Origin of the sequence: Paenibacillus radicis (ex Gao et al. 2016) (assembly GCF_014641555.1) — a bacterium.
Classification (GTDB): domain Bacteria; phylum Bacillota; class Bacilli; order Paenibacillales; family Paenibacillaceae; genus Pristimantibacillus; species Pristimantibacillus radicis.
Genome location: NZ_BMHY01000005.1, coordinates 48,707 through 74,829, shown reverse-complemented (window position 1 = coordinate 74,829; position 26,123 = coordinate 48,707). Strand labels below are relative to the sequence as shown.

The following is a 26,123-nucleotide window of genomic DNA, read 5'->3' as shown; positions in this document are numbered from 1 at the left end:
TTACAGCCGACTGCATCAGTCAATGAACTGAACGAGCCGCAAATACAGCGAGTACATACGCCGATAAGCATCACTGAGCAAACTTCCACAATTTCTACAACTAGCCTGCCCGCTTCAACCCTTAATCATCTTCATTCGTCTTCTCGCTCAGCTTGAACTTCGCGGTTTTCACCTTGCCGTCGCGATAGTACGTAATTTCGATCTCATCGCCGATCTTTTTCTTGCCGTACAAATATTTGCGCAGCTGCATCGTGCTTCCGATACTCTGCTTGTCGAGCTTCGTAATGACATCGTTGAACTTCAGTCCGGCATCCTTGGCCGGTCCTACTGCCTCCAGCACAATAACGCCCGATAAAATCTCATCCGGCAGCTTAAGCACCGGCTCTTCTGCATCCGATCCGCCTTCCGTATCTCCGGAACCGCCCTCGGAGCCTGCTGCCCCTTGCTGAGCAAAGTATTGCTCCAAATCCATCGTATATACGCCCAAGTACGGACGAGGCACGTACCCTTTAGCCATCAGACTATCGATAATCGGCATCGCATTGTTGATCGGGATGGCGAAGCCAAGCCCTTCCACGCCGATATCTGCGATCTTCATGCTGTTAATGCCGACAACGCGGCCATTCAGATCAATCAGCGGTCCGCCGCTGTTGCCTTGGTTAATGGAAGCATCCACTTGGATCACTTCCTGCTCCCAGTCGTAGACGCCATCCTGATTCAAGGACACCGGCACGATTTGCCGCGTCTTGCTCACAATGCCCATCGACAGTGAATCGCCAAGTCCAAGCGGATTGCCGATTGCGATGACAAACTCCCCAGCATGCAAACCGGATGAATCACCGATCTCCGCAACCGCGTCAATGCCCTTCGCATCAATCTCCAGCACCGCAAGATCGGTAATCTGGTCCTGTCCCACAACACGGGCGTCTCTGCGCTCACCGTTCACGAGAATCGCCTTCACCGACTCCGCACCAACCACAACATGATAGTTCGTAATAATGTAAGCTTTGCCGTCCTGTTTCTTGAAAATAACGCCAGAACCTACGCCAGCCTCCTGAAGCGTTCCTTCGCTACCTGATCCCTTATTCCCCTTCGAATCATCGGTGGCACCATCGCCTCCGCCGTTATCGTCATCTTCGGGTACTGAGCCAAACCCATAAGGGAAACGCTGTTCATTCACGATGCTGACAACCGCCGGCCTCACCTTTGCCGATGCCTGAATCGTCCGCTGCTCCAGCGAATCGCTGGCGGCTACCGTTGCAGCCGCTGTTGCGCTTGTACCGGTGCCGCCACCGTTATGACCGCCGCCGACAAACACGGAAAACAACAGCACTGCAGCAACCGCGCTCGTAAAAGAAGAAATAAATGCTATGCGGACATTCGACCAGTTGCGGCCGCCGCGTCTATTGGAAAAAAGCCGATCGTCCTTCCGATGGGAAGAACGTGCGCGCCTTGATACTTTCGTGGAATAGAAATCGTCATCGAATAATCCCATTTGATCGCTCCTCTCGATGCCGGACGAGGCATCAAGATTATTTGTATATCTCTAATAAGCCAATGTGACGACTTCTCTCGTTCTTGCTATATTATTTTGTCCGTTACTCTCAAGTTAACGAAAAGACTTCAAACCGGCAACCCGATAATGTTTCCAACAATCTAGTATGTATGTTTCTTACTGCCAGCTGCCCGGACGAATTCATACACCCTGCACCAAGCTACTATAAACCTATGCGGCCCAGCCGCATTTCAGAGCAACAATCCTTTTCTTACTTTTACCCAAATATACGCTTCTTTGAAACGTTTCGCGCATGCGAATATGAATCTTTCTTTCTAGGAATATTTTCGGAAGATATGACTAAAATAATAATAGATTCAATCACTTCATTATACAATTATTTCCTCACTATGAAAGGAGCATCTTCTCAATATGAAAATATCGAAATCCGGTTCCAAATCTGCCTCGCCATCCGCTTGGGAGCAAGTGCAGTTAGCTGCAAAAGTCGCCGATCTGAAGGACGAGCATTACCGTACGGTTCTGACCCTCAGTGCCATGCTGGAGCTGCTCGTCGACAAAGGATTGCTTACCCGCGAAGAGCTTGCTCTGAAAGCCGAACAGCTCGATGCCGAGCTGGATTCGCTTATTTCCGCCTCACTTCATCCCATGCCGTAGGCCGGTCATGATAGGTCGCGCGGAGCGGATGCTCTTCTTTTTTATAGAACATGCCGTTATTCTCCAAGATCGAATTCACAGTCAGCATCGCCAGATCCATCATATTATGATCCAGACTGAGATGGGCCAAGTACACCCGCTTCGTCCGGTCCGTGATCAGCTCGCAAAGCGCTTCTCCGGCCGCTACATTGGAGAGATGGCCAACATCGCTTAAAATGCGGCGCTTAATATTCCAAGGATACCGCCCCATCCGCAGCATTTCCGTATCGTGGTTCGACTCCAATACGAGTACATCAGAATCTATGATTTCCCGTTTCACTTTATCGCTCATATAGCCAAGGTCCGTCGCCAGACTCAGCTTCTCGCCATCGCACTCGAACGTATAGCCGACGGGCTCCGCTGCGTCATGCGAAATCGGATAGGACTGTACCTTCATCGAGCCGAAGGTGAAGCTCTCGCCCGTCTCCATGATGACCCGTTTCTCCGGTGCAATCGTCCCGATATGGCGTTCCATTCCGCCCCATGTTGCCTCATTCGCATAGATCGAAAGCTCATATTTGCGCGCGAACGCGCCAAGCCCCTTAATATGGTCGGAATGCTCGTGCGTAACAAACAATGCATCAATCTGATGGCCGGATACGCCTTGTCCGCGCATCAGCTCGTCCATCTTTTTCATGCTTAGCCCTGCGTCGACCAATACCATTTTATCCCCGCTGCTAACGACAGTCGCATTGCCCGTCGAGCCGCTCCCCAATACTGTAAACGAAAGTCCCATTTTTGCCGTCTTGTCCTTTCTCCCCTGCCCTGCATCAGAACCAGCCCCATGAAAGCTGATCCCTACCCGCTACCGCTACTGCTCCATCACACTATTTATCTAGCTGCTGCTGCTCTTTATCCTGCGCAACTTCCCCGCTGATCGCATGGATATAATAAACGATGCCATCATCCATCAGCACCCGCCAATAAGGCGCTGACACTTGCGTCTCGGTATCGAACGTTTGACCATGATAGCCAAGCTGAATATCCCGTATAATCGAGCCATCCGGCAGATTGCGTTCGATGAACGGAGCAACCGCCTTGGATGCCGGAAGCACCGTTTGCTCCTTGGTCTCCCCGGGCCCCAGCACATCAACGCGCACCTGCTTGTAGCTCGTAATTTTCTGATTGCTGTAGAACAACTCCAGCTTAACATCGAACATAGGCCGATTATCCGCGACCCGGTAAAGCATCCATACCTTGTCCGTACTCATTGTAATATCGAACCGGTACTGATCGAGATCCGGAATGATATGGCCCAGCGTCTTTTGCAATTCCGAAGGCGAGAAAATAATTTTGCTGTCCACCGGCTGCGCCAGCTTCACTTCTTTCTGCGCCTCAGGGCCGCCGTTCGTTAATGAATAGGTCAAGTCACGCAGCTTTGGCGTCTCCAGCGGCAGCGTCGCATCCAGCTCGATCCGCTTCTGCTTCATGATCGCGACCGTCTCCTGCGGCAGCTCCGCCGTATTTTTATTTGCGTTCAACTGCTCCCGAATATCACCCCAGAGCTGATAGCCCAGCAATATATTCAGCAGCAGAAACGATATAATAAGTACGCTCTTCGCTCTGCCCCAATCCAACGGTCAACACCTCCGCTTCCGCTTCTATTACGCTGCTTGCTTATCTTGGCAGCGCCGCATTGCCCCCAAGCTTGATTTTCATCGTGCCCGCATTCAAGCCTGCAGCCGTTCCCGTCTTATTCAAAGCGCTGCCGCCCCCATCTGTACTTGCCGTTTTGCCGCTGCCCCCGGACTTGCCAGACACCGCATTCTCATTCGCACCAGCATCAACCGATGCGTCGGCCGATTCTTTTCCGCCTGCAGAATCCGCTGCTTTCCCGTCCGGCGGAGCCATCGTTTCATCCTCCGTCTTCGGCGGTGTGTAGCCTGCCGGATAAGCTTGAAGCAGCACATCATTCGTGCCGTCCTTGAGCAGCACGCCCCATACCGGAACGAACCGCAGCTCGTTGTCCTCCATCGGCTGCGCTTGCAGCGCTGGGAAGACACGCACTGCTTCCGAACGGCGCTCATATTTCTCCAAAGCTTTAAGCAAGTCGTCGCCGCCGGGCAGCCATCTCGCCTGCCGGGACTTCGCTTTGTCTGCCAGTGTAATCAATGACCGGGTATAATCTGTCACCGTACCTTGCTGCAAGGTCAGCCGGATTGTGCCGTATTGGAAATTCCGCGTTTCAATAACCGGATAATTGTTTAAATATTGTTGGAACATAATCGTTTTAGCTGCTTTGCCGTCCTTATCCGGACTGGCATTCACGAAGCGGTGTACACCATCCCACCCGCCATGCTCATTGATGAACTCGACGGATGCATATACATTGTCGCCTAGCAAATTATCCTTGCTTTGTGATGCTGCCGGGTTGGTATACGTAATCCACTTCCCGTTCTGCTCCACCTGCAGTCCCCGTTTGCCGTCGGTGAAAATTTGCGAGCCGTTCCGGTCCTCCAGCGCTTTCGTCGTGCCGGGATCAAAGAACAGGTTCCGCTGCATCAGATCCGGCGAATAAACCTCGTAAGGAAATACCATTTCAACGGATTGCATCGGCTTATCCGGCAAGTAGATACCGTCCGCTGTCACCGTATACTTCGTCTGATACTCCCCGAAGCCGACGTAGTCCTGAACGTCGCGCACTGTTAAATCCGCTTGCGCCGATTCATAAACCTTCTCGCCGTCAGCAGTGAAGAAGAAGGTCCGTACATCCTCTGTATCCTTCGTCTTGAAAATCCAGATCCGGTCGATCGTCTCATTAAGAAACAGCAGATCGCCCTGCACCTTCAACAGCTTTTTCAGCAGATCGACGGGTATGCCGTTATGGAAGCGCAGCTCCACGCCGATATCATTTCTTCGTACTTCATCCCAATTCAGCACGTTGACCGGATTGCGCTGAAACCCTTTAAACTCACGGCCTTGAATCCGTTCCTTCAGAATCATGTCATAGAACGTCGAGCCTGGATACAGCACCGTGTGCTTGTCCCCGCCGAAGTGAATAACCAGCTCCTCTGGAAACACAACATCCTCCACAGAAGCTTCTTCGCCAAGCGGTTCTGCATTAATATAGTCCTGCTCCGTCTTTACCGTCGCGCCTAGACCTGGCATGCTGTAAGCCAAAAGATAGGATTGCAGCAGGCTTAGCCCTACGAGCAGCACCAGCAGCGTCGTCTTCGCTCTCTCAATCATGCGGATTCACCATCCTCTTGCTGCAGTGCCGGGAGCGTGAAGGTCACGGTGGTGCCTTCATTCAGTTCCGAGCTGAGCGAGATCGTGCCGCCATGCGCTTTTACAATTTCCCGGGCAATGGACAGACCAAGGCCTGTGCCGCCCATATTGCGCGATCTGGCTTTATCGACCCGGTAGAAACGGTCGAATATACGTGACAAATCCTTCTTCGGAATGCCGATACCCGTATCCTTGACGCTGATTGCAATCGACGACGGATCAGGCTTCTGCGCTCCCAGCTCAATCGTGCCGCCATCAAGCGTATATTTGATCGCATTGGACATTAAATTATCCAGTACTTGATCAATTTGATCTCGGTCCAGCCATGCTGTCTTCAGACTCCGATCCACCCGGATAGAAGCCCGAATCGACTTCTGCCGCAATTGGAAGGAGAAACGGTCGGCTACCTCGTCCAGCATTTCATGAACATTCGTCTGCCGTCTGCGAAGCGGCGCCTGATTGGAATCCAGCCGCGACAAATGCAGCAGATCGGTTACGAGACGAATCATCCGTTCCGTCTCGTTGCGAATGACGCCAACGAACCGCTCGGACAGCTCACGCTCCTCGAGCGCGCCGTCATCAAGCGCTTCCGCATAGCTCTTAATCGTCGTTAACGGCGTTCTCAGCTCATGCGATACGTTGGCAACGAATTGCCGTCTCGACTGCTCCAGCTTTTCCTGCTCCGTAATATCTTGCAGAACCGCAATAGTGCCTGTAATCCCCTTGTCACGCCGATGAATCGGCGTGAATGTGGCCCGAAGCACGCCTTCCGGCTCATCGGTCTCCTGCTCACGCGACAAAATAACAGTCTGCTGCTTGCCCTGCTGCAGCTCGCGAAGCATAGAATCCGTCAAGCCCAGCAGCTCGGACAAGCTGCAGCCTTCGCAGCTCTGCACCTCAAGCATTTCCAGAGATCTGCGGTTCCAGATGATCACTTGTCCATGCTCATCGGCCGCGATAACGCCATCGCTCATATTCGATAGAATGGAGCCCAGCTTCTCATTCTCTTCCTCGTTGACTGACAAGGCTTCTTTCAACCGTTTGGTCATATCGTTAAAGGCCATACTAAGACGTCCGATCTCATCATCGCCCAGTACCGGCACTTGCAAATCAAATTTCCCTTCGGCTACCGCCGTCGCTTGCCGTGTCAGTCCTTGAATCGGGCTCGTAATTGTATGCGCGAGCAGAATGCCCAGCAAACCGGTTAAGCCCAAAGCGATAAGCAAACCGGAGAAAAAAATCTGATTGACCCGGTTTACCGTGTCATACAAGCTGTCCATGGACGCAACCATATAGACGGCCCCTACAACGCGTTCATTGTCGTTGTACGTTACGGGCAGTGCGATAATTTTTTTCCGCACGCCATTCTCGTCGATGACCTCTTCTTCATTGTCCGAAATACCTTGCAGCGCCCGGCTAACCGCAAGCGACGTATTTTTCTTGCCGATATACGATTCCGCCACCTGCAGCGAAGTCGCGACAACCCGCCCGTTGCCGTCCAGCACCTGCACCTCCGTGCCGCTGATACTGAACAAATTGCGCACAACCAGACTAAGGTCCTCCGCGCTCTCACTGCTGGCTTCGCTGTCGCTGCTCGGCTTCATCGCCAAATTACGGGCTGCCAGCTTGGACAGAATATCGGCCTGCTCCTTCAAGTTGTTCGTGAAATTATCCGTCAGCGACGTCTTCATCGTGCTGATGAAATAGACGCCGATCAATTGCATCGCAACCAGAATCAGCAGCAAATAAATGATGACGAGCTTGACCTGAATGGTGCGAAAAAACCGCTTGCCGTTCATCGTCAGCCGAACCCTCCCGACTTCGGATTGCGCATCATATAGCCGAGGCCGCGCCGCGTCATAATGTACTCCGGACGGCTCGGATCATCCTCGATCTTCTCTCTCAAGCGGCGGATCGTCACATCCACTGTGCGGACATCGCCGAAATACTCGAAGCCCCATACCGCTTGAAGCAAATGCTCGCGCGTCATCACCTTGCCGCTGTTGCGCGCCATATAGTAGACGAGCTCGTACTCCCGATGGGTCAGATCGAGCGGCTCTTCGTCTTTGTAGACCACATACATATCTGTATCGATAAAAAGGTTGAACAGCTTGAGGCCCTGCTTCTCCGGCTCCGCTTGGGCAGCGCCATCGCCGGCCTGTCCCGCTTCTGTGGAAGCTGCCGCTGATTCCGCCGCTTTCTGCTGACGGCGTAAATGCGCTTTCACCCGTGCCAGCAGCTCTCGCGTACTGAACGGCTTCGTCACATAGTCATCCGCGCCCAGCTCCAGACCGAGCACTTTGTCGATCTCGGTATCCTTCGCTGTCAGCATAATAATCGGCATTTGCAGCTGCTTTGAGCGCACCTCGCGGCACACATCCATGCCATCCTTCACGGGAAGCATCAGATCGAGAAGCATCAGGTCGGGCGTCTCCAACGTCGCGAGCCGAACCGCCTCGCCGCCGTCGAAAGCACAAATAACCTCATAGCCTTCCTTCTCCAAGTTGAATTTCAATATATCTGCAATCGGCTGTTCGTCGTCGACCACCAAAATTTTTCCGTGCATCGTCACACCGCCTGTCGCTTGTCCTCATAATATGCTTCTATCTTACCATATGGACGCCCCGCGTTCACAATTAAAGTTCCTTCATTGCAGCATTTGGCAAAAAAAAGAATACCGCCGCAGGCCCCAGCCTGAGCGGTATTCCGGATGATTTTAATTATAAGTACGTCAACGGGTTTTGTACGCTTCCGTTTTTGTGAATTTCGAAGTGCAGATGAACGCCGGTCGAACGGCCGGTACTGCCCATAATAGCGATTTTATCGCCCTTCTCTACAATGTCGCCTACCTTCACATCGAAGGAGCTCAAATGCCCGTAAAGCGTTTCATAGCCGTTTTTGTGATCAATAATAACCGTATTGCCATAACCGTTCTTCGTTCCGACAAACGTAACGACACCATTATCCGATGCCTTAATCGTTTTGTTGCCGGTTATATCAATGCCTTTATGCGAACGGCCCCAACGCTGACCGTATTTGCTCGATAGCGACCAATTGCTGACGGGAACAGCGAATTTGCCCGTTCCTTCGCCAAGGATCACCTTCGTACCCTTAACGATAATAGAAGGAATAGCTTTAACCAACACCTCGCTATCCACCAGCTCCTCGCTGACCAGATAACCGTTCTGCTTCACAATGCGGTATGTAAGGCGTTTCTGTCCGCTCGTACCTTCGCGAATCGTCTTCGTCTCTCCCGCCCGCATGCTGGCATTCTTCTGAATCTCCACCTGCGGCTCGATCTTGACGGTCTCCACGACATTCTCAATCGTCTTAACGGTAATCTCCGGCTGCAGCACAGTCAAATCAAGCACGTCGCCGGCTTTAATCTTGTCTTCCTCAATCCACCGGTTGTTGTCATAGATAACTTGCGGGGAAATATCAAACTTCTCCGCAATACAGCCGATGCAGTCGCCTTGTTGAACCGTATACTTTGTCGGTTGAATACTGCCTTGAATGAGCTGCTTGTACAGGTCATCGGCATTCGCAATCTTGCTTGGATCGATAGAGACGTCTGTCGTCTTCACATCTTCTACAAATTGCACGGCCTTGAGTTCGACGCCGTTTTTAGCAGAGTCTTCCCTGCTTGCTTTCGCTGCCGCACCGCTGTAAGAAAGCGTTGTGACCTCGCCAGACTTTTTCTTTGCAGATGCGAGCTGGGGCGCATATTTGCTTTGCACGCGGGTCAGAATGGCGTCAGCTGTTGCCTGATCCTTCACGATCCCTACTGTCTTGCCGTCAATCTTCAGCTCTACGCCTACCGCATGGGAGTTGAACATTCCCGCCAGCTTGCCAAGAGTCGCTTCCGTCTCCGGTACTGCCTTGAAAGCACTTTCACTCGTATAAGTGATAGTGCCTGCGTCCAGAACCATCCGCAGCTCCGGATTGGAGTTCTCGACCTGTTCGGTTTGTTTCGCTATCAATTGTTCCACTTCAGATGGATCGCTTACCGATCCGACGACTGTTCCATCTCTATATACATTATAGTAATCAACGGTGTTGGCTTGTACATATTGGGTTCCGCCGATGCCGGCTGCTGCTGCGATAACGACAATTCCTGCCGTAATCATTGCCGTCTTCGTTCGCCACCATGGCGCTGTCTCACTTGACGATTGCTGCTGAATCATGCCTTGCTTTTGTTGCGGTCGAGCTTGCCGAAAGAATTGAACGGTTGCGTTCCATGACTTTCGGATTCGATCTTTAGGCCTAAACTCGCTCATGATCGTCTCCTTTTCGAGAGTGGTACTGCCACTTTCTTCCTAGATTTGAGAGTAAAAAAAAGGCGAAAATCCTGTCGGATCATTCGCCTAATACTTTAACATAAGCCTATTAACACGGGCAAGGATTCCTGATAGAGTTAATGATTAATATTTTTTCAGAATATTCATCATTCGTTCGTATTGTTCCGTATCCAGATGCTGGGCCATAATCTGCTGAACAGCCGTCAGCTCTTGCTCCGTAAGGCCATTCTCCATATACCCGGAGATCGTTTGCCATGCATCCTGAGGCAGCTTGCTCATTAATAATCCGAACAATTCGTCCTTATCCGTCTCACTCATTTGATCCTTCACTTGATTCAAATCCTCAGTTGTGATGGCTGTCTCGGTTCCCTCCAGCGGTTCCTCGCCCGCCTCTACCTTTCCTTCGGTTTGGCCAGTGCTGATCCCGCCCGCCCCGCTTTCACCTGCAGCTCCGCCTTCTGCTTTGCTGCCGCCGCCAATCCCAATATCGGTTAGCGGAGGGGTCTCTGACTCCGGCTTCCCGAACGCGTCGATTGCAACCGGAGCGTCGCCGTTGCCTTTCCCTTGACCGTCTCCGTCTCCATCCCCGCCATCTATCGCTTCGCTATCGGCAGGCTGCTTCTGGCCGGCGGGAGTTGACGGCTCAGCGCCCCAGAGCTTGCCCCATACACCAGATAGCGCCATAGGCTGGACTTCCAATGGCAGGTTGTATTGCTTCAGCAACGTTTCGACATAGCTGTTCACAATATAGCCTGTCGTCCAAATCGATAGAAAGCTTATGATAAGCCCGGCCGCTACTGTTTTCGCCAGCCAGCCTGTCATTTTCCACATTGCGCTCACCCTTCCCTACCCTCTTCTATGCTCTATCAACCATTATGGTCAACAATAGGAGCATACATTCCCTTTAGCAGCGACATTATTGGAATGGATTGTATGTTTTGGATAATAACTGCGCAATCTAACTCCTATGTTTCGGGAAGCGGAGGGATAGGAGTTGAACGACAACAAAGGGCTGGAATCGATTCTTCAAATGCAGCGTGAATTACTGGCTAGGCCAATCTCAACCAGTCTGCGCAGCAACACGGACGTGCTGCGTCAGCTGTTCGAGAATGCCTCTGACGTTGTATTTCATGAATTTACGATTCGGAATGGCCCTCTTGCGTTGCTCGTTTATATCGATGGCATTACCGATACGAAAGAGTTGGAGCGCCATGTACTCGCCCCGCTCAAAACAGATGGAACAGACGGCGAGCTCGGCTGGGAAGCCGTCATTCAACGCATTTCCGTCTCTTCTTCACAAAGCGTACGTACGATACAAAAAGCTGCTGACGAGCTCGGCGCCGGCAATCCTTTGCTGCTGCTGGAAGGACAAGCGGTAGGCGCATTCTTCGCAATCCCTTTCTGGCAGATGCGTGCCATCGAGGAACCGCAAGCCGAGACCGTCGTGCGCGGACCGCGAGAAGGCTTCATAGAGACACTTCATGTGAATCTGTCCATGATTCGCCGGAGACTGCAGACGCCAGCCTTCAAGCTGAAGAAGCTTTCGATTGGACGCTATACGAAGACGACATGCGCAATCGCCTATATTGAAGGAGTAACGGACCCCAACCTAGTTGAAGAGATGGAGCGGCGGTTGAAGGATATCGATGTAGACGGCATTGTCGACAGCAATCACATCGAGGAATGGATTGAAGACAATCCGCTGTCCCTGTTTCCGCAGCTGCAAGCGACGGAGCGGCCCGATGTTGTCGTCTCCAGCCTGCTGGAGGGACGAATCGCCTTGCTTGTCAACGGTTCACCGTTCTCGCTTATTGCGCCAGTAACGCTTCTGACACTCATGCAATCGTCAGAGGATTACTACGAGCGATCCTTCGTAGCTACCGGTATCCGCTGGCTGCGGCTGCTCATCAGCTTTATAGCCATCCTGATGCCGTCTATCTATGTTGCTGTTCTCTCCTTTCATCAGGAGATGATTCCGACCGCTCTGCTGCTGACGATCTCGAAGTCTCGTGAGCAAATTCCGTTTCCCGCCCTCTTCGAAGCACTATTAATGGAAGTAACGTTCGAGGCGCTGCGCGAAGCCGGCATTCGGCTGCCTAAGCAAGTCGGCTCCGCCGTGAGCATCGTCGGCGCGCTCGTTATCGGGCAGGCGGCGATTTCCGCCGGTATCGTGTCTTCGCCGATGATTATGGTCGTTGCCATCACCGGAGTCGCCTCCTTTTTAATTCCCAATTACCAGCTTGGACTGGCTATCCGGCTCATCCGGTTCCCGATCATGTTTTGCGCGGGCCTCTTAGGCTTGTATGGCATCGTACTGGCCGGCGTGTTCATTGTGGTTCATATGCTGTCGCTCCGGTCCTTCGGCGTTCCCTATCTGTCTCCGCTCTCACCGATCCAGTTTGAGCAATTTAAAGACACGCTCGTAAGGGCACCTAGTTGGGCGCTCAACAAACGGCCGCATTTAACAGGTTCCATCTGGAATAAGCTGCGCGTTCGGCCTCACCACTCTAGATTAAAAAAAGGATGATCGACATGGCCATACGAAAGATGTATCGCATCTTATCGATCCCTCTCGCAACATCACTATGCCTGCTTTTAACAACGGGCTGCTGGGACCGGGTGGAAGTGAATGATCTGGCCATCGTAACCGGAGCTGGCTTCGACCTTACCGACGACAATAAAATCAAGCTTACGATTCAAATCTTTGATCCCGGCAGCTCTTCCGAAAGCTCTACGATGGGCGGCAGCCCCAGCAATGAAAGAAAACAGCCGCTTCTCGAAAGCGCGGTCGGACTGAATACGGCAGATGCCGCCTCCAAACTGCAAGAGCTGCTGTCGCGCAAGTTTTTCTGGGGACAAGCAGATATATTCGTTTTCGGAGAAAAGCTTGCCAAGCATGGCATTCAGGACCCGATGGATTTCCTGACCCGCCATCCCCATCCCCGCGAACGGGCCAATATGTACATTAGCAAAGGAAATGCCGACAGCATCCTGCAATGGGAACCGCATATCGAGCGCAACAGCTCTGAGGTGCTTCGTGAAATGTCGGCGCTCCAATCCGGGCTTGATATTAAATTGCTTGATGTAATCGTGCAGTTAGGAAGCGATGTGCATACAACCGTTATTCCCTGGGTGTCTATGAAAACTAGTGATAACAAGCCAACTCCATATCTAGGCGGCTATGCCTCCTTCCAGGATTTGAAGCTGAATCACTGGTATAACCAGCAGAAAACGCGCGGCTTGCTCTGGCTTCGCAACGAGATCATGACGGCCACCCTGACCGCAAAGCCCGGCGATGACGACCCGGGTGTCGTATCCCTTCAGCTTCTCGATACCCGCTGCCGTTTGACGCCATCTATTCAAGGGAACAAGTGGCGGATGAAAGTGACGGTTACAACAAAGGGAGACCTGGTGCAAAGCACATCGTCCATGGATGTTACGAAGCTGGAGAACATAGAGAAGCTGGAAGATCTGTTCGAGGGCGTCATTACAAAAAGAATAAGCAGTGCCGTTCAAACGGCTCAAAAGAGCAATACCGACGTTCTCTTGTTCGCGAGGGAATATCATCGGCATTACCCGAAGCAATACGATACCGCCAAACTGAATTGGAAGACCATATTTCCCGCCATTGAAGTCGAGTATGAAACCGAAATGACCATTCTAAGAACGGGCTTGATCGGTAAAAATACATCTTTATCGAAGTCGAGGAAGGAAGGCGAAGGCCCATGAGCATCAGGTGGATCGTGTTGATAACACTTGCAGCTGCCTTCATCTTTGTATTGGAATGGCGCCGCATTCCGGATCGCCCGACCAAAGCCGCCTTTACTTTTCTAATTCTGGCTGTATGGGCGATGTCCATAGCGGTATCCATTCACTCTGACCTGCCAGGCCCGGACACGCTCATTAAGACGGTTCTGGAACCGTTTATACCGAATGTCCCCCATCAATAAACCGGAGGTGTTTGCCCGTGGAAAAGAAAAGCCGCATATCTGCCGCACAGCTTTGCTTGCTCATGTATCTGGCCTCCAGCGGTACCGGCCTCATGTCGTCGCCAAGCGTCGCAGCTTCTTTTGCCGGCCTCGATATGTGGATCGCCCCCTTTTGGGGCCTCATTGGCGGCATCGCCTGTCTATGGATCATGATCCAACTGCACCGCCTTTATCCCGGGCAGAACCTCATTCAATATGCCGAAGCGATTTTGGGCCGCATAGCCGGCAAGGCCATTTCCTTTCTCTTTCTGTTTTTTGTTCTATTTACTACCGGCTATGTAATCCGGCAGATGACGGATTTTCTGAGCAATTCCTTTTTTCCTCGGACGCCTCCCCTCTTTCTTGGGGTATGCATCGTGTTCGTCTGCGCAGCAGCGGTGAATAGCGGAATCGAGGTCATATGCCGGCTTCCCGTCCTGTTCTTCCCGTTCCCGATCTTGATGATGGTGGTCATCTTTGTTCCGCTGTTTCCTGACCTGAAGCCGGTTCTTCCCATCTTCGAGCATGGCATTCTGCCATCCTTCTGGGGCGGCTGCGCCCTTCAGCTCTGGTACGCCGTCTTTTGCTTCGCCACCTTCTATATTCCAAATGTCCATAATCAGGACAAATTGATGCGCTGGAGCATGCTCTCGCCCATTCTGCTATGTCTGCTGCTAGCGGCTACCAATTGGAGCATCACCTCCATTCTGGGGGACGCGGCTTCCATGTATCATTATCCGTTTTTGGTCATTACCCGCTTTGTCAGCTTCAGTGAATTTTTTGAGCATCTAGAGTCCATTGTCATGATGATATGGGTCGTCGCTTTCGCTTTACGGATTATGTATGGCTACTATTGCGCCGCAGTCGGATTAGCCCAATGGCTCAAGCTGCCTGATTACCGTCCGCTCATATGGCCCGTGGGGATGCTGCTGCTGCTCATGAGCGTATGGGATATTAAGACGACACAGTTTGCCCAGTTCGACAGTCTCGTCTTTCCTGCCTTCTATGCCTTATGCGGAATTGGCCTGCCCTTCCTGTTGCTTGTAGCCGCCTGGGTGCGCAAAGGAATGACCCCGGCTTCTCAGCATAAGACCAGCAACGCGTCAGCCTCTCCTCAAACGCAGCAGGCAGAGCAAACCAAATAGGATGGCCCCCGCAGGGACCATCCTATAGTTGAAAGCTATATGCTATTATTCGCCGTAGATCGATACGACTGGATTCGTCTGCTCGCGGTTGCGGCCTACGGAGAAGATCGCGATTGGAATACCTGTCAGCTCGGATACGCGGTTCAAGTAGTTGCGCGTATTAACCGGCAAATCTTCCAGCGTCTTCGCTCCCGTAATGTCTTCAGACCAGCCCGGAAGCTCCTCATATACCGCTTCGCACTCGCCCAATACTTTCAGGCTTGCCGGGTAGTGCTCGATCGTCTCGCCGCGGTATTTGTAAGCTGTGCAAATTTTAACGGTTTCAAGGCCGCTCATTACGTCAAGCGAGTTGAGCGACAAGCCTGTGATGCCGCTAACACGGCGTGCATGGCGGACAACAACGCTGTCGAACCAGCCTACACGGCGCGGACGGCCAGTAACGGTACCGTACTCATGGCCTTTATCGCGAATCAGGTCGCCAATCTCATTGATTTGTTCCGTAGGGAACGGGCCGTCGCCTACGCGAGTTGTGTAAGCTTTGGCTACCCCGATAACCTGCTGGATTTTCGATGGGCCAACGCCCGATCCGATACATACGCCGCCCGCAGACGGGTTTGACGAAGTAACGAACGGATAAGTACCTTGGTCGATATCAAGCATAACGCCTTGCGCGCCTTCGAACAGCACTTTTTTGTTAGCATCGATCGCATCATTCAATACAACGGAAGTATCCGTTACGTATTTGCGAAGCACTTCGGCATAGCCCAAGTATTCCGTAACGATAGTGTCGGCTTCCAGCGGCTCACCGCCGTATACTTGCTGAATCACTTGGTTTTTCTCAATAACGAGACGGCGAACCTTCGATTCGAATTCTTCAGCGTCCATCAGATCGGCAATACGGATGCCGTTGCGCGCCGCTTTGTCCATATAACAAGGGCCGATACCTTTACGGGTCGTACCGATTTTATTATCGCCTTTACGCTCTTCTTCCAAACCGTCCAATACGAGGTGATACGGCATGATGACATGCGCGCGATCGCTGATTTTCAGGTTGTCGGTCGAAAAACCATTGTCATGAATATAGTTAATTTCGTCGATCAGCGCTTGCGGGTTAATAACCATGCCGTTGCCGATTACGGATATTTTATTGTGATTGAAAATACCTGATGGAATCATCGTTAATTTGTACTTTTTATTGTCGATGAGAATGGTGTGTCCGGCATTGTTACCGCCTTGGTAACGAGCAACTACGTCTGCTCCGTCCGCCAAATAGTCGGTAATTTTGCCTTTCCCTTCGTCTCCCCATTGCGTACCGACAACAACTACCGTAGACATAAAACATACCCCCGTCCGATGTTTGAACACATCGAAATTTACCGTCTGTGAACATAGTACGCGATGCTCGACTGAGGAGCAGCCCGTCAATTGTCAGAAAGACAGCAATATTAGTGTAGCAGTCTACTGGAAAGAAGTCAAACAAAAAACGAACAATTGCACAGAGACCCATGCAATTGTTCGGATATACTCTAGCATTCTAGGAAGCTTGCGAAGGATCATCATGCGATCGATCAAGGCTTACGAATTTATTGAAGTTTTTCAGGAAAACAAGCTCTACCGTTCCGACCGGACCGTTACGCTGTTTGGCAATAATAATCTCGATAATATTTTTTTTCTCGGATTCTTTATCGTAGTAATCGTCCCGGTATAAGAAGGAGACGATATCGGCATCTTGCTCGATCGAACCGGATTCCCGAAGGTCAGACATCATCGGACGCTTGTCCTGCCGCTGCTCTACACCCCGGCTAAGCTGAGACAAGGCAATAACCGGCACTTCAAGCTCCCTGGCAATCTGCTTCAGCGTACGGGAAATTTCCGATACTTCCTGCTGCCGGTTCTCGCCGGCTTTGCCGCGCCCTTGAATGAGCTGAAGGTAGTCGATCAGAATCATGCCCAGACCGCGTTCCTTCTTCAAACGGCGGCACTTCGCGCGGATATCCGCGACGGTGATGCCTGGCGTGTCATCGATATAGACCTGCGCCTCAGACAATGCGCCAATCGCCATCGTCAGCTTCTCCCAGTCATCGCCTTCAAGATAACCAGTCCGCATCCGTCCGGCGTCGACATTCGCTTCTGCGCAGATCATCCGCTGGACGAGCTGTGCCGCGGACATCTCGAGACTGAAGATTGCCACGGTCTCGCGGGCGCGGACACCGACGTTTTGCGCGATGTTGAGCGCGAACGCCGTTTTACCTACGGAAGGACGGGCAGCCACGATGATCAAGTCGCTTCGCTGGAAGCCTGACGTCATTTTATCCAAATCGGTGAAGCCCGAAGGGATACCAGTCATCCCTTGGCCCTTCGTATTATAAAGCGTCTCGACCTTCTCGAATACTTCCATCAGCACGTCGCGAATGGAGATGAAGCCGCTGCTGGAGCGGCGGTTCGAGATTTCAAGAATTTTGCGTTCCGCATCGCTGAGCAGTACGCTCACTTCATCGGAATTGGCATAACCATCGGAGACGATATTCGTTGCGGTACGAATCAAGCGGCGAAGCATCGATTTCTCTTCGACGATTTGCGCATAATAGTCAACATTGGCTGCCGTCGGCACCGCATTCGCCAGCTTGGCGAGGTACGATACGCCGCCGATCTCTTCCAGCAGCTGCTGATCCTGCAAATGCGCGGTCAGCGTGACGAGGTCAACCGGCTGGTTGCTCTCTGCCAGCTCGACCATCGCTTCATAGATGCGTTGATGAGGAACGCCGTAGAAGTCTTCGCTGCGTACCCGTTCCATCGATGTAATAAGCGCCTCGGACTGCAGCAAAATAGCGCCGATAACGGCCTGCTCCGCCTCCAAATTTTGCGGCGGAACACGATCAAACATCAGCTCTGTACTCATGGTTCCCTCCTAAAGGTTGTCATGCAACTTATAAAGTTTACAGGATCATGACCTGCCTGTCATCGTGCAGGTTGTTTCCAACTCTATCGTCTAGTAAAAAAGCAAAAGTGCAGGCTGATCGCTCAAAAAGCTCTAAAGCCCAACTTTCAGTCGCTTTCAACTGCACCTTTGCTGTTGAGTTCTATTCAATAGGTACGAATTTATTCCTCAGAGGTTTGAACGTTCAGCTTTGCCTTCACGTCAACATGCAGCTTCAACGGCACTTGCGTTACGCCCAGCGTACGAATCGGTTCGTCCAGCTCAATCTTGCGCTTGTCGACCTTAATCCCTTGTTGGTCCGCAAGAGCTTCAGCGATTTGCTTGCTTGTAATGGCACCGAACAGACGGCCGCCTTCGCCCGCTTTCGCTTTAATGACGATCGTGACCTCTTCCAGCTTCTTGCCCAGCTCCTGAGCATCGGCTTTCTCTTGTGCCTTGCGTTTCGCTTCGGAGGCGTTCTGAACCTCCAGCGTCTTCAGGTTGCCATCGGATGCCAGCTTGGCAAGCCCTTGCGGCAGCAGAAAATTGCGCACATAACCTTCCGACAGATCCTTAATATCGCCTTTTTTGCCTTGACCCTTCACATCTTTCAAAAAGATCACTTTCATTCAAATAACCCCTCTTCCGCTTCGATTTCTTCTAATACTTGCTTTAACTTATCGGCTACTTCTACTACTGTACCTTCCAGTTGGGAAGCAGCATTGGTCAAATGCCCGCCGCCGCCCATTCGCTCCATCACGACCTGCACGTTCATTGCGCCCAGCGAACGGGCGCTAATGCCGATCAAGCCGTCTTGCCTTTCGCCAATAACGAATGAGGCTAAGATGTCGGTCATATTGAGCAGTGTATCTGCCGACTGCGCGATCAGCAGCTGCGATACCTTGCGTCCGGGCTCCGCCACCGCGATTGCGATGTGCTCATAATAGACGCCGGCATGCTTAATGATCTCGGCTTTCTTCACATACTCCTCGAGATCTTCCTTCAGCATGCGCTGAATCATCATCGAGTCTGCGCCATTACGGCGCAGAAATGACGCGGCCTCGAACGTCCTCGCGCCAGTTCGCAGCGAGAAGCTTTTCGTATCAACGGTTATGCCGGCTAGCAGCGCCGTTGACTCGCGCACGTCCAGCGTGATGCGGTCATGAATGTATTGCAGCAGTTCCGTCACCAACTCGCAGGTGGATGAAGCATACGGCTCCATGTAGACGAGTATCGCATTGGAGATGAATTCCTCGCCCCGCCGATGATGATCGATGACGACGATTTTATTCGTCAAGCCAAGCAGCTTCGGCTCTTTCACCATTGAAGCTTTATGCGTGTCGACGACGACGGCCAGCGTTCCCGAATCCATTAGCCCTTGCGCTTGCTCTGGCGTGACGAAACGTTTGGCGAACTTATCATCCTCGCGCAGCAGCTCCATCATTTTCTGAATGGCGGGATTGATGCCCTCCAATACGATATAAGCTTCCTTGCCGCCGATCTGTGCTGCCTTAAGTACACCAATGGCGGCCCCGACGGCATCCATGTCCGGCATCTTATGACCCATAATGATGACGTTGCTGCTCTCGCGAATCAAATCGCGCAGCGCATGGGCTACGACGCGGGCCCGAACGCGGGTCCGCTTCTCCACGGCGTTGGATTTGCCGCCATAGAAAGACTGTCTTCCGCCAAACTTGACGGAAGCCTGGTCACCGCCGCGGCCAAGCGCGATGTCGAGACTGGATTGGGCCCATTGCCCAAGCTCCACAATGCTCTCCGCTCCAGCGGCGAAGCCGATGCTGAGTGTAATCGGAATCTTCTGATCACCGGTCATCTCGCGAACTTCATCCAGCACGACGAATCGGGACTGCTCCAACTGACGCAGCGTTTTCTGATCGGTAATGAGCAGGAACCGGTCCGACGTCAGCCGCTTCAAGTAAATATGGAAGCGCTGGGCCCATTCCGTAATTTCTGTCGTCACCTTCGCTTGCAGCGAGCTTCGCTGGTGATCATCCATGCCTTGAGTTACTTCTTCCAGGCTGTCAATCATCACAACACCAAGCGCCAGCTTCTCATCATCATACTTTTTGTTCAACTGCCAGTTGTCCGTAATATCGGTTACATACAGAATCCGTTCTTTCTGCTTGAACAACAGCTGGTAAATCCGGCCCCCGAAAGTAGCCTCTACCGTTCCCTCGCGGTCCTTGGCCTGCTGCAGCGTAGGAAACAATTCCCCCAGCGGCAGCCCAACGACCGAATCCTGAAACATCATTTGCGAGATATAAGGATTATGCCATTCGACCGTCTTCTCTTCGTTATACAGAATGATGCCTATGGGCAGCTCGGTGATGACGTCGTTGCTCGCCTTTTTCACCCGGTAGGACAACGTCCCCAAATAAGTCTTCAAATCTTTGCGGAACGCCCGTTCCGCAAGCACCGTGTAGACGCCTGCGGCAATCGTCAGCAGCAGGGCGATCAGGCCCAGTATCCACTGATACCAGGCAAGCGCCACCGTCATCAATACCATTAATGCGAAAGCCCAGACCTGATGCATTCCGTGCCATCGCGTGACAAGAAACTTCGGCATTTCCTTTTCGCTCCCGTGCTATGTTTTCTTAAACGACTTGCGGATTGGGAAAGCGGCGTCCAGCACGCCAATAATGCTTAGCGGCGGGAACAACAGTACCGGTATCGCAATCAGTACGGGAACCACTTTATGCCAACCCCGTTCATGGGCAATGAAGAAGAAAAATCCGACAGCCTGAATCGCAAACGCGAGCCGCAGCAGCGGCATCAGGTTGATTAACGCGATAGGGAGAAACGAGCTGCTCTCTACGGACACAAACAGATCCAGCACGTAGACGATTAAGTAGAATACGACAAGCGAGCGCGGCAGCTTCCAGTCCTTCGCCTCCGGAGTGCCCGGCAGCTCCATACCGTATGCCTTGGCATTCAAGATCCGGCGGGCAATAAAGTGCGTAACCACCGAGTACATGAATGCGATCATCATGAAAGCGACCGGAATCGAGTTGATCATCATGCGGATCATAAGATCGGTATAATCATCCGTCCATACAGCCGGCAACAAATTGTTGCTGCGCAAATCCGACACCATGTCACGTACGACCGTACGCATCTGATCGAATATCGACAAATTCAAAATATACTCAAATACGATTAGTTCCAGCAGCAATAAAGCCAGTACGGCCACAAAGGTCATCCTGAGTACTCTAGAGGCCGGTTCCTTCCGCTTGTACAGCTGCCCCATCACGATAGATGGGATTAGGAAAAACAACGCTACGATCAAAATGCCCGGCCCCATAACAATGGCCGCTATAACCCACACCGGGACCAGATGCAGCAAGAAGGATCTTGCCGACAGCGTGCTGAACAACACGACATAAGGCACCATCAATAGCAGAACAGACAATAAATTAAGACCAGGCACTGCCAGCAACAAAATAAGGAGCAATGCCGCTCCGCTCCATAAAACCGATTTCAATCCGGGTTTCAAACCTTTCACCTCTGCACGCATAATCATCAGCATTATCAATTAATAGTCAAGCCTACCTGCACATTCCATTATAACACAAAAGCTCCGCCCCGCATCCCCATCCGCAAACGGTTCGTTCTTCCATCGCCTTATGCCTTTATTTTTACCGTTCCCCGCGAACGGGATTCAGGTTTTGCTCCATAGCAGCCGAAGAAATCCCCTCCAGACCCGCGGCCATACAAATAAAACAGCGGCGCTGCCGAGCCACACTATGCCCTAACTGCACCGCCGCTTTCACTTAACTTCCTACGATCCACTTCTCATTATCATTCGTTACGGTATAGCCAAGCTGCTTAAATGTCGATAACGGCATATAATCCCGCTTCCCAACCGATAGCAGCTGCACCCGTTCTCCGCCGTTTAACTCCGCTTCGTAGCCCCGCTCTAACATCAACTCACCGACAGGGAGCTTTTCGATTGCTGACTTGTCTGCTCCGCGGCCAGAGAACGCGCCTTTAGCTGAACTAATCGTATACCTATGCTGGACCTCATTCCAAGTCACGCTATAACCATGCTTGCTCAGCATGCCGATGTCCGCATAAGGCTGGCCGTAGAATGAAATGACCGGGTATTGCTGGCCCGACCATTGCAATTGTCCGGCAGTACCCTTAAGCCGGACAAACTGGCTGCGAATCGGCTCGCCGACCCGGGTCCGCTTGTTCAGCTTCCCGTTCTCCATGACAAGCTTCCCGTCAATGAGCACATCACGGATGCCTCCGGACAAACGGTCTGGGCTCTCAACCGTGGAGCGGTCGATGATCGTGTTGTAATCAAAGATTACGATATCCGCGTCCATTCCCTTCGCCAACCTGCCCTTCCGGTGAAGTGCCGGTGCTTGTTTCTCAAGCCTTTGCGCAGGTAGCAGACTCATCTTCGCTATCGCATCCATTAGCGATATAGCTTCCCGCTCCCGGACATACAGCCCCACGGTTCTTGCAAACGTACCGGAAGCCCGGGGATGATTGTTCAAGCCAGGCTCCAATATCGCATCGCTGCCAATCATCACATAGGGGGCCTTCAATGCATCGACGACATCCTGCTCCGGTATCGCGTAGGCGACAGCAAGCTTGCCTTCCGACCGGTACCGGGCGAAGGATTGCTCCGTCAGCCGCTCCATCGTGCCTGCGATTTGCAGATCGGTGAAGGAAATCCGAAATCTGGACTGCCACCCTTCATCGAATCGTGCCGAATTGAGATACGTCCCCCAGTAATCGTAGGGATAGACACAAGAAGTAATGTCCAGCCCTTTGGCGCGAGCCTGGTCGATCAGAGCCAGCGACTGCTTCATCGAGAATGTGCCGCCTGTGCTGTTGATATGATCAATATGGACGGCTGCGCCGGTCTTCTCGGCATAGCCGATCAATTCCTCAATCGCATCGATATTCGTACCCGGCTGCTCCATATCCGAATAACGGGCATGGAAATAGACCGGAACGTTATATTCATGCGCCAGCTCCATGAGCGGAATAATTTCCGCGGCGGATATGCCCGGCACATATTCCAGGCTGAACGAAATGCCTAATGCGCCGTCATTGAGCGCCTTCTCGGCTTGCAGCGCCAATTCGCCGATCTGATCCGGCTGCGCGCTGTCATAACGCCCCAGCCTGAACTGATTACGCGCCTGCGTATAGAAGAATGAGGCGCCGTAATGAAGCGGTGTCTCATTGCGCTCATAGTAGTCATACCATTTCGCAGGCGTCGAAGTGCCGCCGTGCATAGCAATGTTAGTCGTTACGCCGTCCGCAATCTTTTGCCACACACCAAGCGGATTGGGATCATACGACAGATTGTCGATGAACCCCGGTGCTACGACCATCCCTTTCGCATCGATTACCCGCTTCCCTTTAAGCGGCTTAGGCGTTACGATCGCGATTTCCACGCCCTTAATGCCGACATTCCAGCCCTTCTCATCGAGCTCCGTCTCCGGATTAATGACACGGCCGCCCGCGATGACGATATCATACTCCCTCGCAAGCTCCTCCTCCGTCCATTGCTGCTGAACGACCGAAGCCGGCTTGCTTATCTTCTCTACAGCCCGGCCTCCGTCCTTGCTCTCTTTTCCAAGGCCATGGCCGTACCAGCCTGGATACAGTGCGACTACAATAACCGCCAATAAGCCAAAGAGACGGAACCGTCTGCGGTTTCCGTCTCTTTGGCGCTTTTTATCCGACATGCAAGCCCCTCCTGAAGTTCAAACCGTATGGTATGGCCCTATTGTCCCCCAATGTTTGGAAAAATAGACCAGCGGTCCGATCAACATTTCACGGCTACGCCTCTACTGCAGCGGCGCCCTGCATAATCGTCTGGCAATAATCGATAATTTCGCTTCTTCTTACGATCCCAATGAATCGTTCCATATCATCCACGACCGGCACAAAGTTCTGAAGCTTGGCCAGACTAATCAAATCTTCCATATTGGCATCAATGCGCACGGAGCGGTTATTAAGCCGCAGCGGCACCTCAGAGAGGCTCACCCGATTGGCGGTCTCGAACGTAATGCCCGGCCGGTTCTTCATAAACCAGAGCAAATCACCTTCCGTCACCGTCCCCGCATAGCCGCCGTTATGATCAATAATCGGTACAGCGGTATAGCGGTGATGCTCCATCTTCTCAAGGGTTTGTCTGAGCGTTGCTTCTTGCGTTACGGTGACTACCTCCTGCTTGGGCAGCAGAAAAAACGCAATATTCATCCGTCATTCAACTCCGTTTCTTAGTTCTCTCTCTTTATCTGGACGATTCCGTCCCTTGATTGGCCGAGAGCGATTGTACCGGCTTTGTTGTCTTAGAGACGTATTTGTCCGGCAGCGTTAGCGAGCTCTTCGCTGTATCCTCGTTCAACCAGCTTTGAATCATCGTCTTGGTTTGGCTTAAATCTTCTTCATCGTTAAAAAAGTACCACGTACCGCCCGGCTTCAACCGGTGTCCTTCGCCTTTTAGCGTATGGCTGTAAATCGTGCGGTTATTGGATTGCAGCATGGCTTTTGCCAGATCAATCATTTGGCTCGGCGGCATATCCGTATTGAAGTTTCCGCCCATAATTTCCATGAGTTCCGGAATTTTCGTCCATTGCCCGATTGAAGATGCTTTTTCCATCATCGCGTTCAGAAACGTCTGATGACGCTCAGTCCGGCTCATATCGCCGCCTGCATCCTCACGGTAGCGAACATAATTCAGTGCGTCGACTCCGTTATAGGAGTCCTGGCCAGCCTTCACAATAAAATGCTCATGATCAGGATCTTTGTTCACTAAATCTTTCTCAATCGGGAGCGAAATTCCTCCCATAGCGTCAATCACATCCCGAAATCCGGCAAAATTAATGGCTGCGTAATGGGTGACTGGAGCATCGAACAGCTTCTCGACCGTCTCCACCGCCATTTTCGCACCGCCGAACGCATAGGCATGAGTGATTTTATCTTCCTTGTCCTTGCCTACAATGTCGACGTACGCGTCCCGTGGTATCGACACCATCAGAATCGCTCCGTCTTTCGGACGAACGACCGTATAGATCATCGTATCAGAACGTCCCGTTTCCTTGCCGCGCTGGTCAACGCCCAGCAGCAGGACAGAGAAAGGCTTCTGCAATTCATTCGTCTTCGAGACATTTACAGGCTCTCGGCCTTCCAACGGTTTATAGCTGTTCTCCAAACTCTTCTCTACCGAATCGGATAGAAACAAGTTGAAGCCAAGCAAAGCTAGCGAAGTCCGGTTTGCATAAGCGGTCGTACCAAGCACAAGCAGAGCAACGGCTATCGTTATTGTATAAGTCCAGCGTTTTTTCATGTTCTTTTTCATTGGAGATGTCTACCCCTAACTATAGTCTAATGAACACATTCGTGCACCTTCTCCATTGTAAACGAGACGATTCGTTGAAGAGTTACAAAACTTTTACAACATCACTCTACCAATTTATACAACTCTCGCCGAAATCTTCTTTTATTTTTAGTAAAGTTGCAAGATTTAGGAGGAATATTCATCATCGGCTACGAATACAATCAAGGCAGGATTACCATTAGGAAAGGGTGAATCTTCGGATGAACACGCCTGGCATCGAACCGGATCGCTCCTCAACCGGGCTCGACCCCAAAATCGCCGGCTTGCTGGTATACTTGGGTTGGTTTGTGACCGGAATTATATTTCTTGCCATTGAGAAGCAGAGCCGATTTGTGAAATTTCACGCGATGCAATCGATAGCCGTATCCGTCATACTGATCGTTTTGAACATTGTGTTCGGCATCCTTCCAATTATCGGCTGGATACTGGGTGTCATTCTGGCGCCAGTCAGCTTCATTCTCTGGATCGCACTTATGCTCCTTGCTCTGCAAGGCAAGCAGTTCAAAGTGCCGTATATCGGAGACTGGGCCGAGCAGCAAGCCAACAAGTTCTAGAGTGCAACCCAAAGAGGCAGTGCCGGATAGATGATCCGGCCTGCTTCTTTGCTATGTCTGCAAAGCTTGCCTGACCGCCTTAGACAAAGCAGCAGCTACGAGATCGTAGGAATGATCAATCATACTTTGCAGCTCCTCCTCCGTAAGGGAACCGTCCAGCATCACCGTGTTCCAGTGCTTCTTATTCATATGATAGCCGGGCTTCACGGCGGCATATTGCTCGCGCAAATTTTCCGCTATGACCGGGTCGCATTTCAGCGTAATGGAATCCGCCGAGAAGAAGGCGAACATTTTACCGCCTACCTTCATAACAAGCGGCTGTGGTCCAAACGGATAATCTTGAACCGCACCGGGCTTGTTATCACAATATTCAATGCTGCTTGTAACCTGATCTGTCACTAAGGTTCTCTCCTTCATACC

23 protein-coding genes are annotated in these 26,123 nt (G+C 51.9%); 6 read left to right on the top strand and 17 right to left on the bottom strand.

What is annotated here, in order from left to right; all coding sequences use genetic code 11:
* Window positions 1-121: 121 nt before the first annotated feature.
* Entirely contained in the window at window positions 122-1,495 is a 1,374-nt protein-coding gene (locus IEX98_RS14455) for a S1C family serine protease (protein WP_188889922.1), read from the bottom strand.
* A gap of 432 nt (window positions 1,496-1,927) precedes the next feature.
* On the opposite strand from IEX98_RS14455, the gene IEX98_RS14450 reads away from it, so the two are divergent.
* A complete protein-coding gene (locus IEX98_RS14450) occupies window positions 1,928-2,170 on the top strand; it encodes a hypothetical protein (RefSeq protein ID WP_188889921.1) in 243 nt (80 codons plus the stop codon).
* On the opposite strand, the gene IEX98_RS14445 is transcribed toward IEX98_RS14450, so the two are convergent.
* From IEX98_RS14445 to IEX98_RS14415, 7 genes are all read right to left on the bottom strand, one after another.
* On the bottom strand, window positions 2,139-2,945 hold the full coding sequence (locus IEX98_RS14445; protein WP_188889920.1) for an MBL fold metallo-hydrolase: 807 nt from the start codon (window positions 2,943-2,945) through the stop codon (window positions 2,139-2,141). The genes IEX98_RS14450 and IEX98_RS14445 overlap by 32 nt on opposite strands.
* Window positions 2,946-3,036: 91 nt before the next feature.
* Window positions 3,037-3,786 carry a two-component system regulatory protein YycI gene (yycI, locus tag IEX98_RS14440; protein ID WP_188889919.1) on the bottom strand — a complete coding sequence of 250 codons (750 nt, stop codon included), beginning with the start codon at window positions 3,784-3,786 and terminating at the stop codon, window positions 3,037-3,039.
* Between the two features lie 40 nt (window positions 3,787-3,826).
* The gene (locus IEX98_RS14435; protein ID WP_188889918.1) at window positions 3,827-5,398 is read right to left on the bottom strand and encodes a YycH family regulatory protein; all 1,572 of its coding nucleotides are present in this window, start codon (window positions 5,396-5,398) and stop codon (window positions 3,827-3,829) included.
* Window positions 5,395-7,236 carry a cell wall metabolism sensor histidine kinase WalK gene (gene walK / locus IEX98_RS14430; RefSeq protein ID WP_188889917.1) on the bottom strand — a complete coding sequence of 614 codons (1,842 nt, stop codon included), beginning with the start codon at window positions 7,234-7,236 and terminating at the stop codon, window positions 5,395-5,397. The genes IEX98_RS14435 and walK overlap by 4 nt, the downstream gene beginning before the upstream one ends.
* Before the next feature lie 2 nt (window positions 7,237-7,238).
* A complete protein-coding gene (yycF, locus tag IEX98_RS14425; protein WP_188889916.1) occupies window positions 7,239-8,003 on the bottom strand; it encodes a response regulator YycF in 765 nt (254 codons plus the stop codon).
* A gap of 154 nt (window positions 8,004-8,157) precedes the next feature.
* Window positions 8,158-9,714 (bottom strand): M23 family metallopeptidase, encoded by a 1,557-nt coding sequence (locus IEX98_RS14420; protein ID WP_188889915.1) that lies wholly within the window; start codon window positions 9,712-9,714, stop codon window positions 8,158-8,160.
* A gap of 144 nt (window positions 9,715-9,858) precedes the next feature.
* Complete coding sequence (locus tag IEX98_RS14415) at window positions 9,859-10,575, bottom strand: hypothetical protein (RefSeq protein WP_188889914.1); 717 nt, start codon at window positions 10,573-10,575, stop codon at window positions 9,859-9,861.
* A gap of 154 nt (window positions 10,576-10,729) precedes the next feature.
* On the opposite strand from IEX98_RS14415, the gene IEX98_RS14410 reads away from it, so the two are divergent.
* Genes IEX98_RS14410 through IEX98_RS14395 form a run of 4 tightly spaced genes read left to right on the top strand, consistent with a single transcriptional unit; the run spans window position 10,730 to window position 14,848 of the window.
* Window positions 10,730-12,262, top strand: a complete 1,533-nt coding sequence (locus IEX98_RS14410; RefSeq protein WP_229692190.1) for a spore germination protein — start codon at window positions 10,730-10,732, stop codon at window positions 12,260-12,262.
* A gap of 5 nt (window positions 12,263-12,267) precedes the next feature.
* A complete protein-coding gene (locus IEX98_RS14405; RefSeq protein ID WP_188889913.1) occupies window positions 12,268-13,464 on the top strand; it encodes a Ger(x)C family spore germination protein in 1,197 nt (398 codons plus the stop codon).
* Complete coding sequence (locus IEX98_RS14400) at window positions 13,461-13,685, top strand: hypothetical protein (protein WP_188889912.1); 225 nt, start codon at window positions 13,461-13,463, stop codon at window positions 13,683-13,685. Before IEX98_RS14405 ends, IEX98_RS14400 begins: the two co-directional genes overlap by 4 nt.
* Before the next feature lie 17 nt (window positions 13,686-13,702).
* Window positions 13,703-14,848: a GerAB/ArcD/ProY family transporter gene (locus IEX98_RS14395; RefSeq protein ID WP_188889911.1), complete on the top strand. Its 1,146-nt coding sequence runs from the start codon at window positions 13,703-13,705 to the stop codon at window positions 14,846-14,848.
* A gap of 45 nt (window positions 14,849-14,893) precedes the next feature.
* Here the strand turns inward: IEX98_RS14395 and IEX98_RS14390 are convergent, their stop codons facing one another.
* The 8 genes from IEX98_RS14390 to IEX98_RS14355 all read right to left on the bottom strand — a co-directional run bounded on the left by IEX98_RS14390 (window position 14,894) and on the right by IEX98_RS14355 (window position 25,110).
* The gene (locus tag IEX98_RS14390; protein ID WP_188889910.1) at window positions 14,894-16,183 is read right to left on the bottom strand and encodes an adenylosuccinate synthase; all 1,290 of its coding nucleotides are present in this window, start codon (window positions 16,181-16,183) and stop codon (window positions 14,894-14,896) included.
* Window positions 16,184-16,382: 199 nt separating this feature from the next.
* Window positions 16,383-17,747: a replicative DNA helicase gene (gene dnaB / locus IEX98_RS14385; protein WP_188889909.1), complete on the bottom strand. Its 1,365-nt coding sequence runs from the start codon at window positions 17,745-17,747 to the stop codon at window positions 16,383-16,385.
* 200 nt (window positions 17,748-17,947) lie between these two features.
* Window positions 17,948-18,394, bottom strand: coding sequence for a 50S ribosomal protein L9 (rplI, locus tag IEX98_RS14380; protein ID WP_188889908.1), 447 nt, complete (start codon window positions 18,392-18,394; stop codon window positions 17,948-17,950).
* Window positions 18,391-20,352 carry a DHH family phosphoesterase gene (locus IEX98_RS14375; protein WP_188889907.1) on the bottom strand — a complete coding sequence of 654 codons (1,962 nt, stop codon included), beginning with the start codon at window positions 20,350-20,352 and terminating at the stop codon, window positions 18,391-18,393. The genes rplI and IEX98_RS14375 overlap by 4 nt, the downstream gene beginning before the upstream one ends.
* An 18-nt stretch (window positions 20,353-20,370) precedes the next feature.
* Complete coding sequence (locus IEX98_RS14370; RefSeq protein WP_188890257.1) at window positions 20,371-21,288, bottom strand: DUF2232 domain-containing protein; 918 nt, start codon at window positions 21,286-21,288, stop codon at window positions 20,371-20,373.
* A gap of 268 nt (window positions 21,289-21,556) precedes the next feature.
* Window positions 21,557-23,491, bottom strand: coding sequence for an amidohydrolase family protein (locus IEX98_RS14365; RefSeq protein ID WP_188889906.1), 1,935 nt, complete (start codon window positions 23,489-23,491; stop codon window positions 21,557-21,559).
* A 94-nt stretch (window positions 23,492-23,585) separates the two neighbouring features.
* A complete protein-coding gene (locus IEX98_RS14360) occupies window positions 23,586-24,008 on the bottom strand; it encodes a CBS domain-containing protein (RefSeq protein WP_188889905.1) in 423 nt (140 codons plus the stop codon).
* Window positions 24,009-24,042: 34 nt separating this feature from the next.
* A complete protein-coding gene (locus tag IEX98_RS14355) occupies window positions 24,043-25,110 on the bottom strand; it encodes an LCP family protein (RefSeq protein WP_229692189.1) in 1,068 nt (355 codons plus the stop codon).
* A 239-nt stretch (window positions 25,111-25,349) separates the two neighbouring features.
* Here IEX98_RS14355 and IEX98_RS14350 point away from each other — a divergent pair, with 239 nt between their 5' ends.
* Complete coding sequence (locus tag IEX98_RS14350) at window positions 25,350-25,703, top strand: DUF4870 domain-containing protein (protein WP_188889904.1); 354 nt, start codon at window positions 25,350-25,352, stop codon at window positions 25,701-25,703.
* 51 nt (window positions 25,704-25,754) lie between these two features.
* Here IEX98_RS14350 and IEX98_RS14345 read toward each other — a convergent pair whose 3' ends face one another.
* Window positions 25,755-26,120: an MmcQ/YjbR family DNA-binding protein gene (locus tag IEX98_RS14345; protein WP_188889903.1), complete on the bottom strand. Its 366-nt coding sequence runs from the start codon at window positions 26,118-26,120 to the stop codon at window positions 25,755-25,757.
* Window positions 26,121-26,123: the final 3 nt, after the last annotated feature.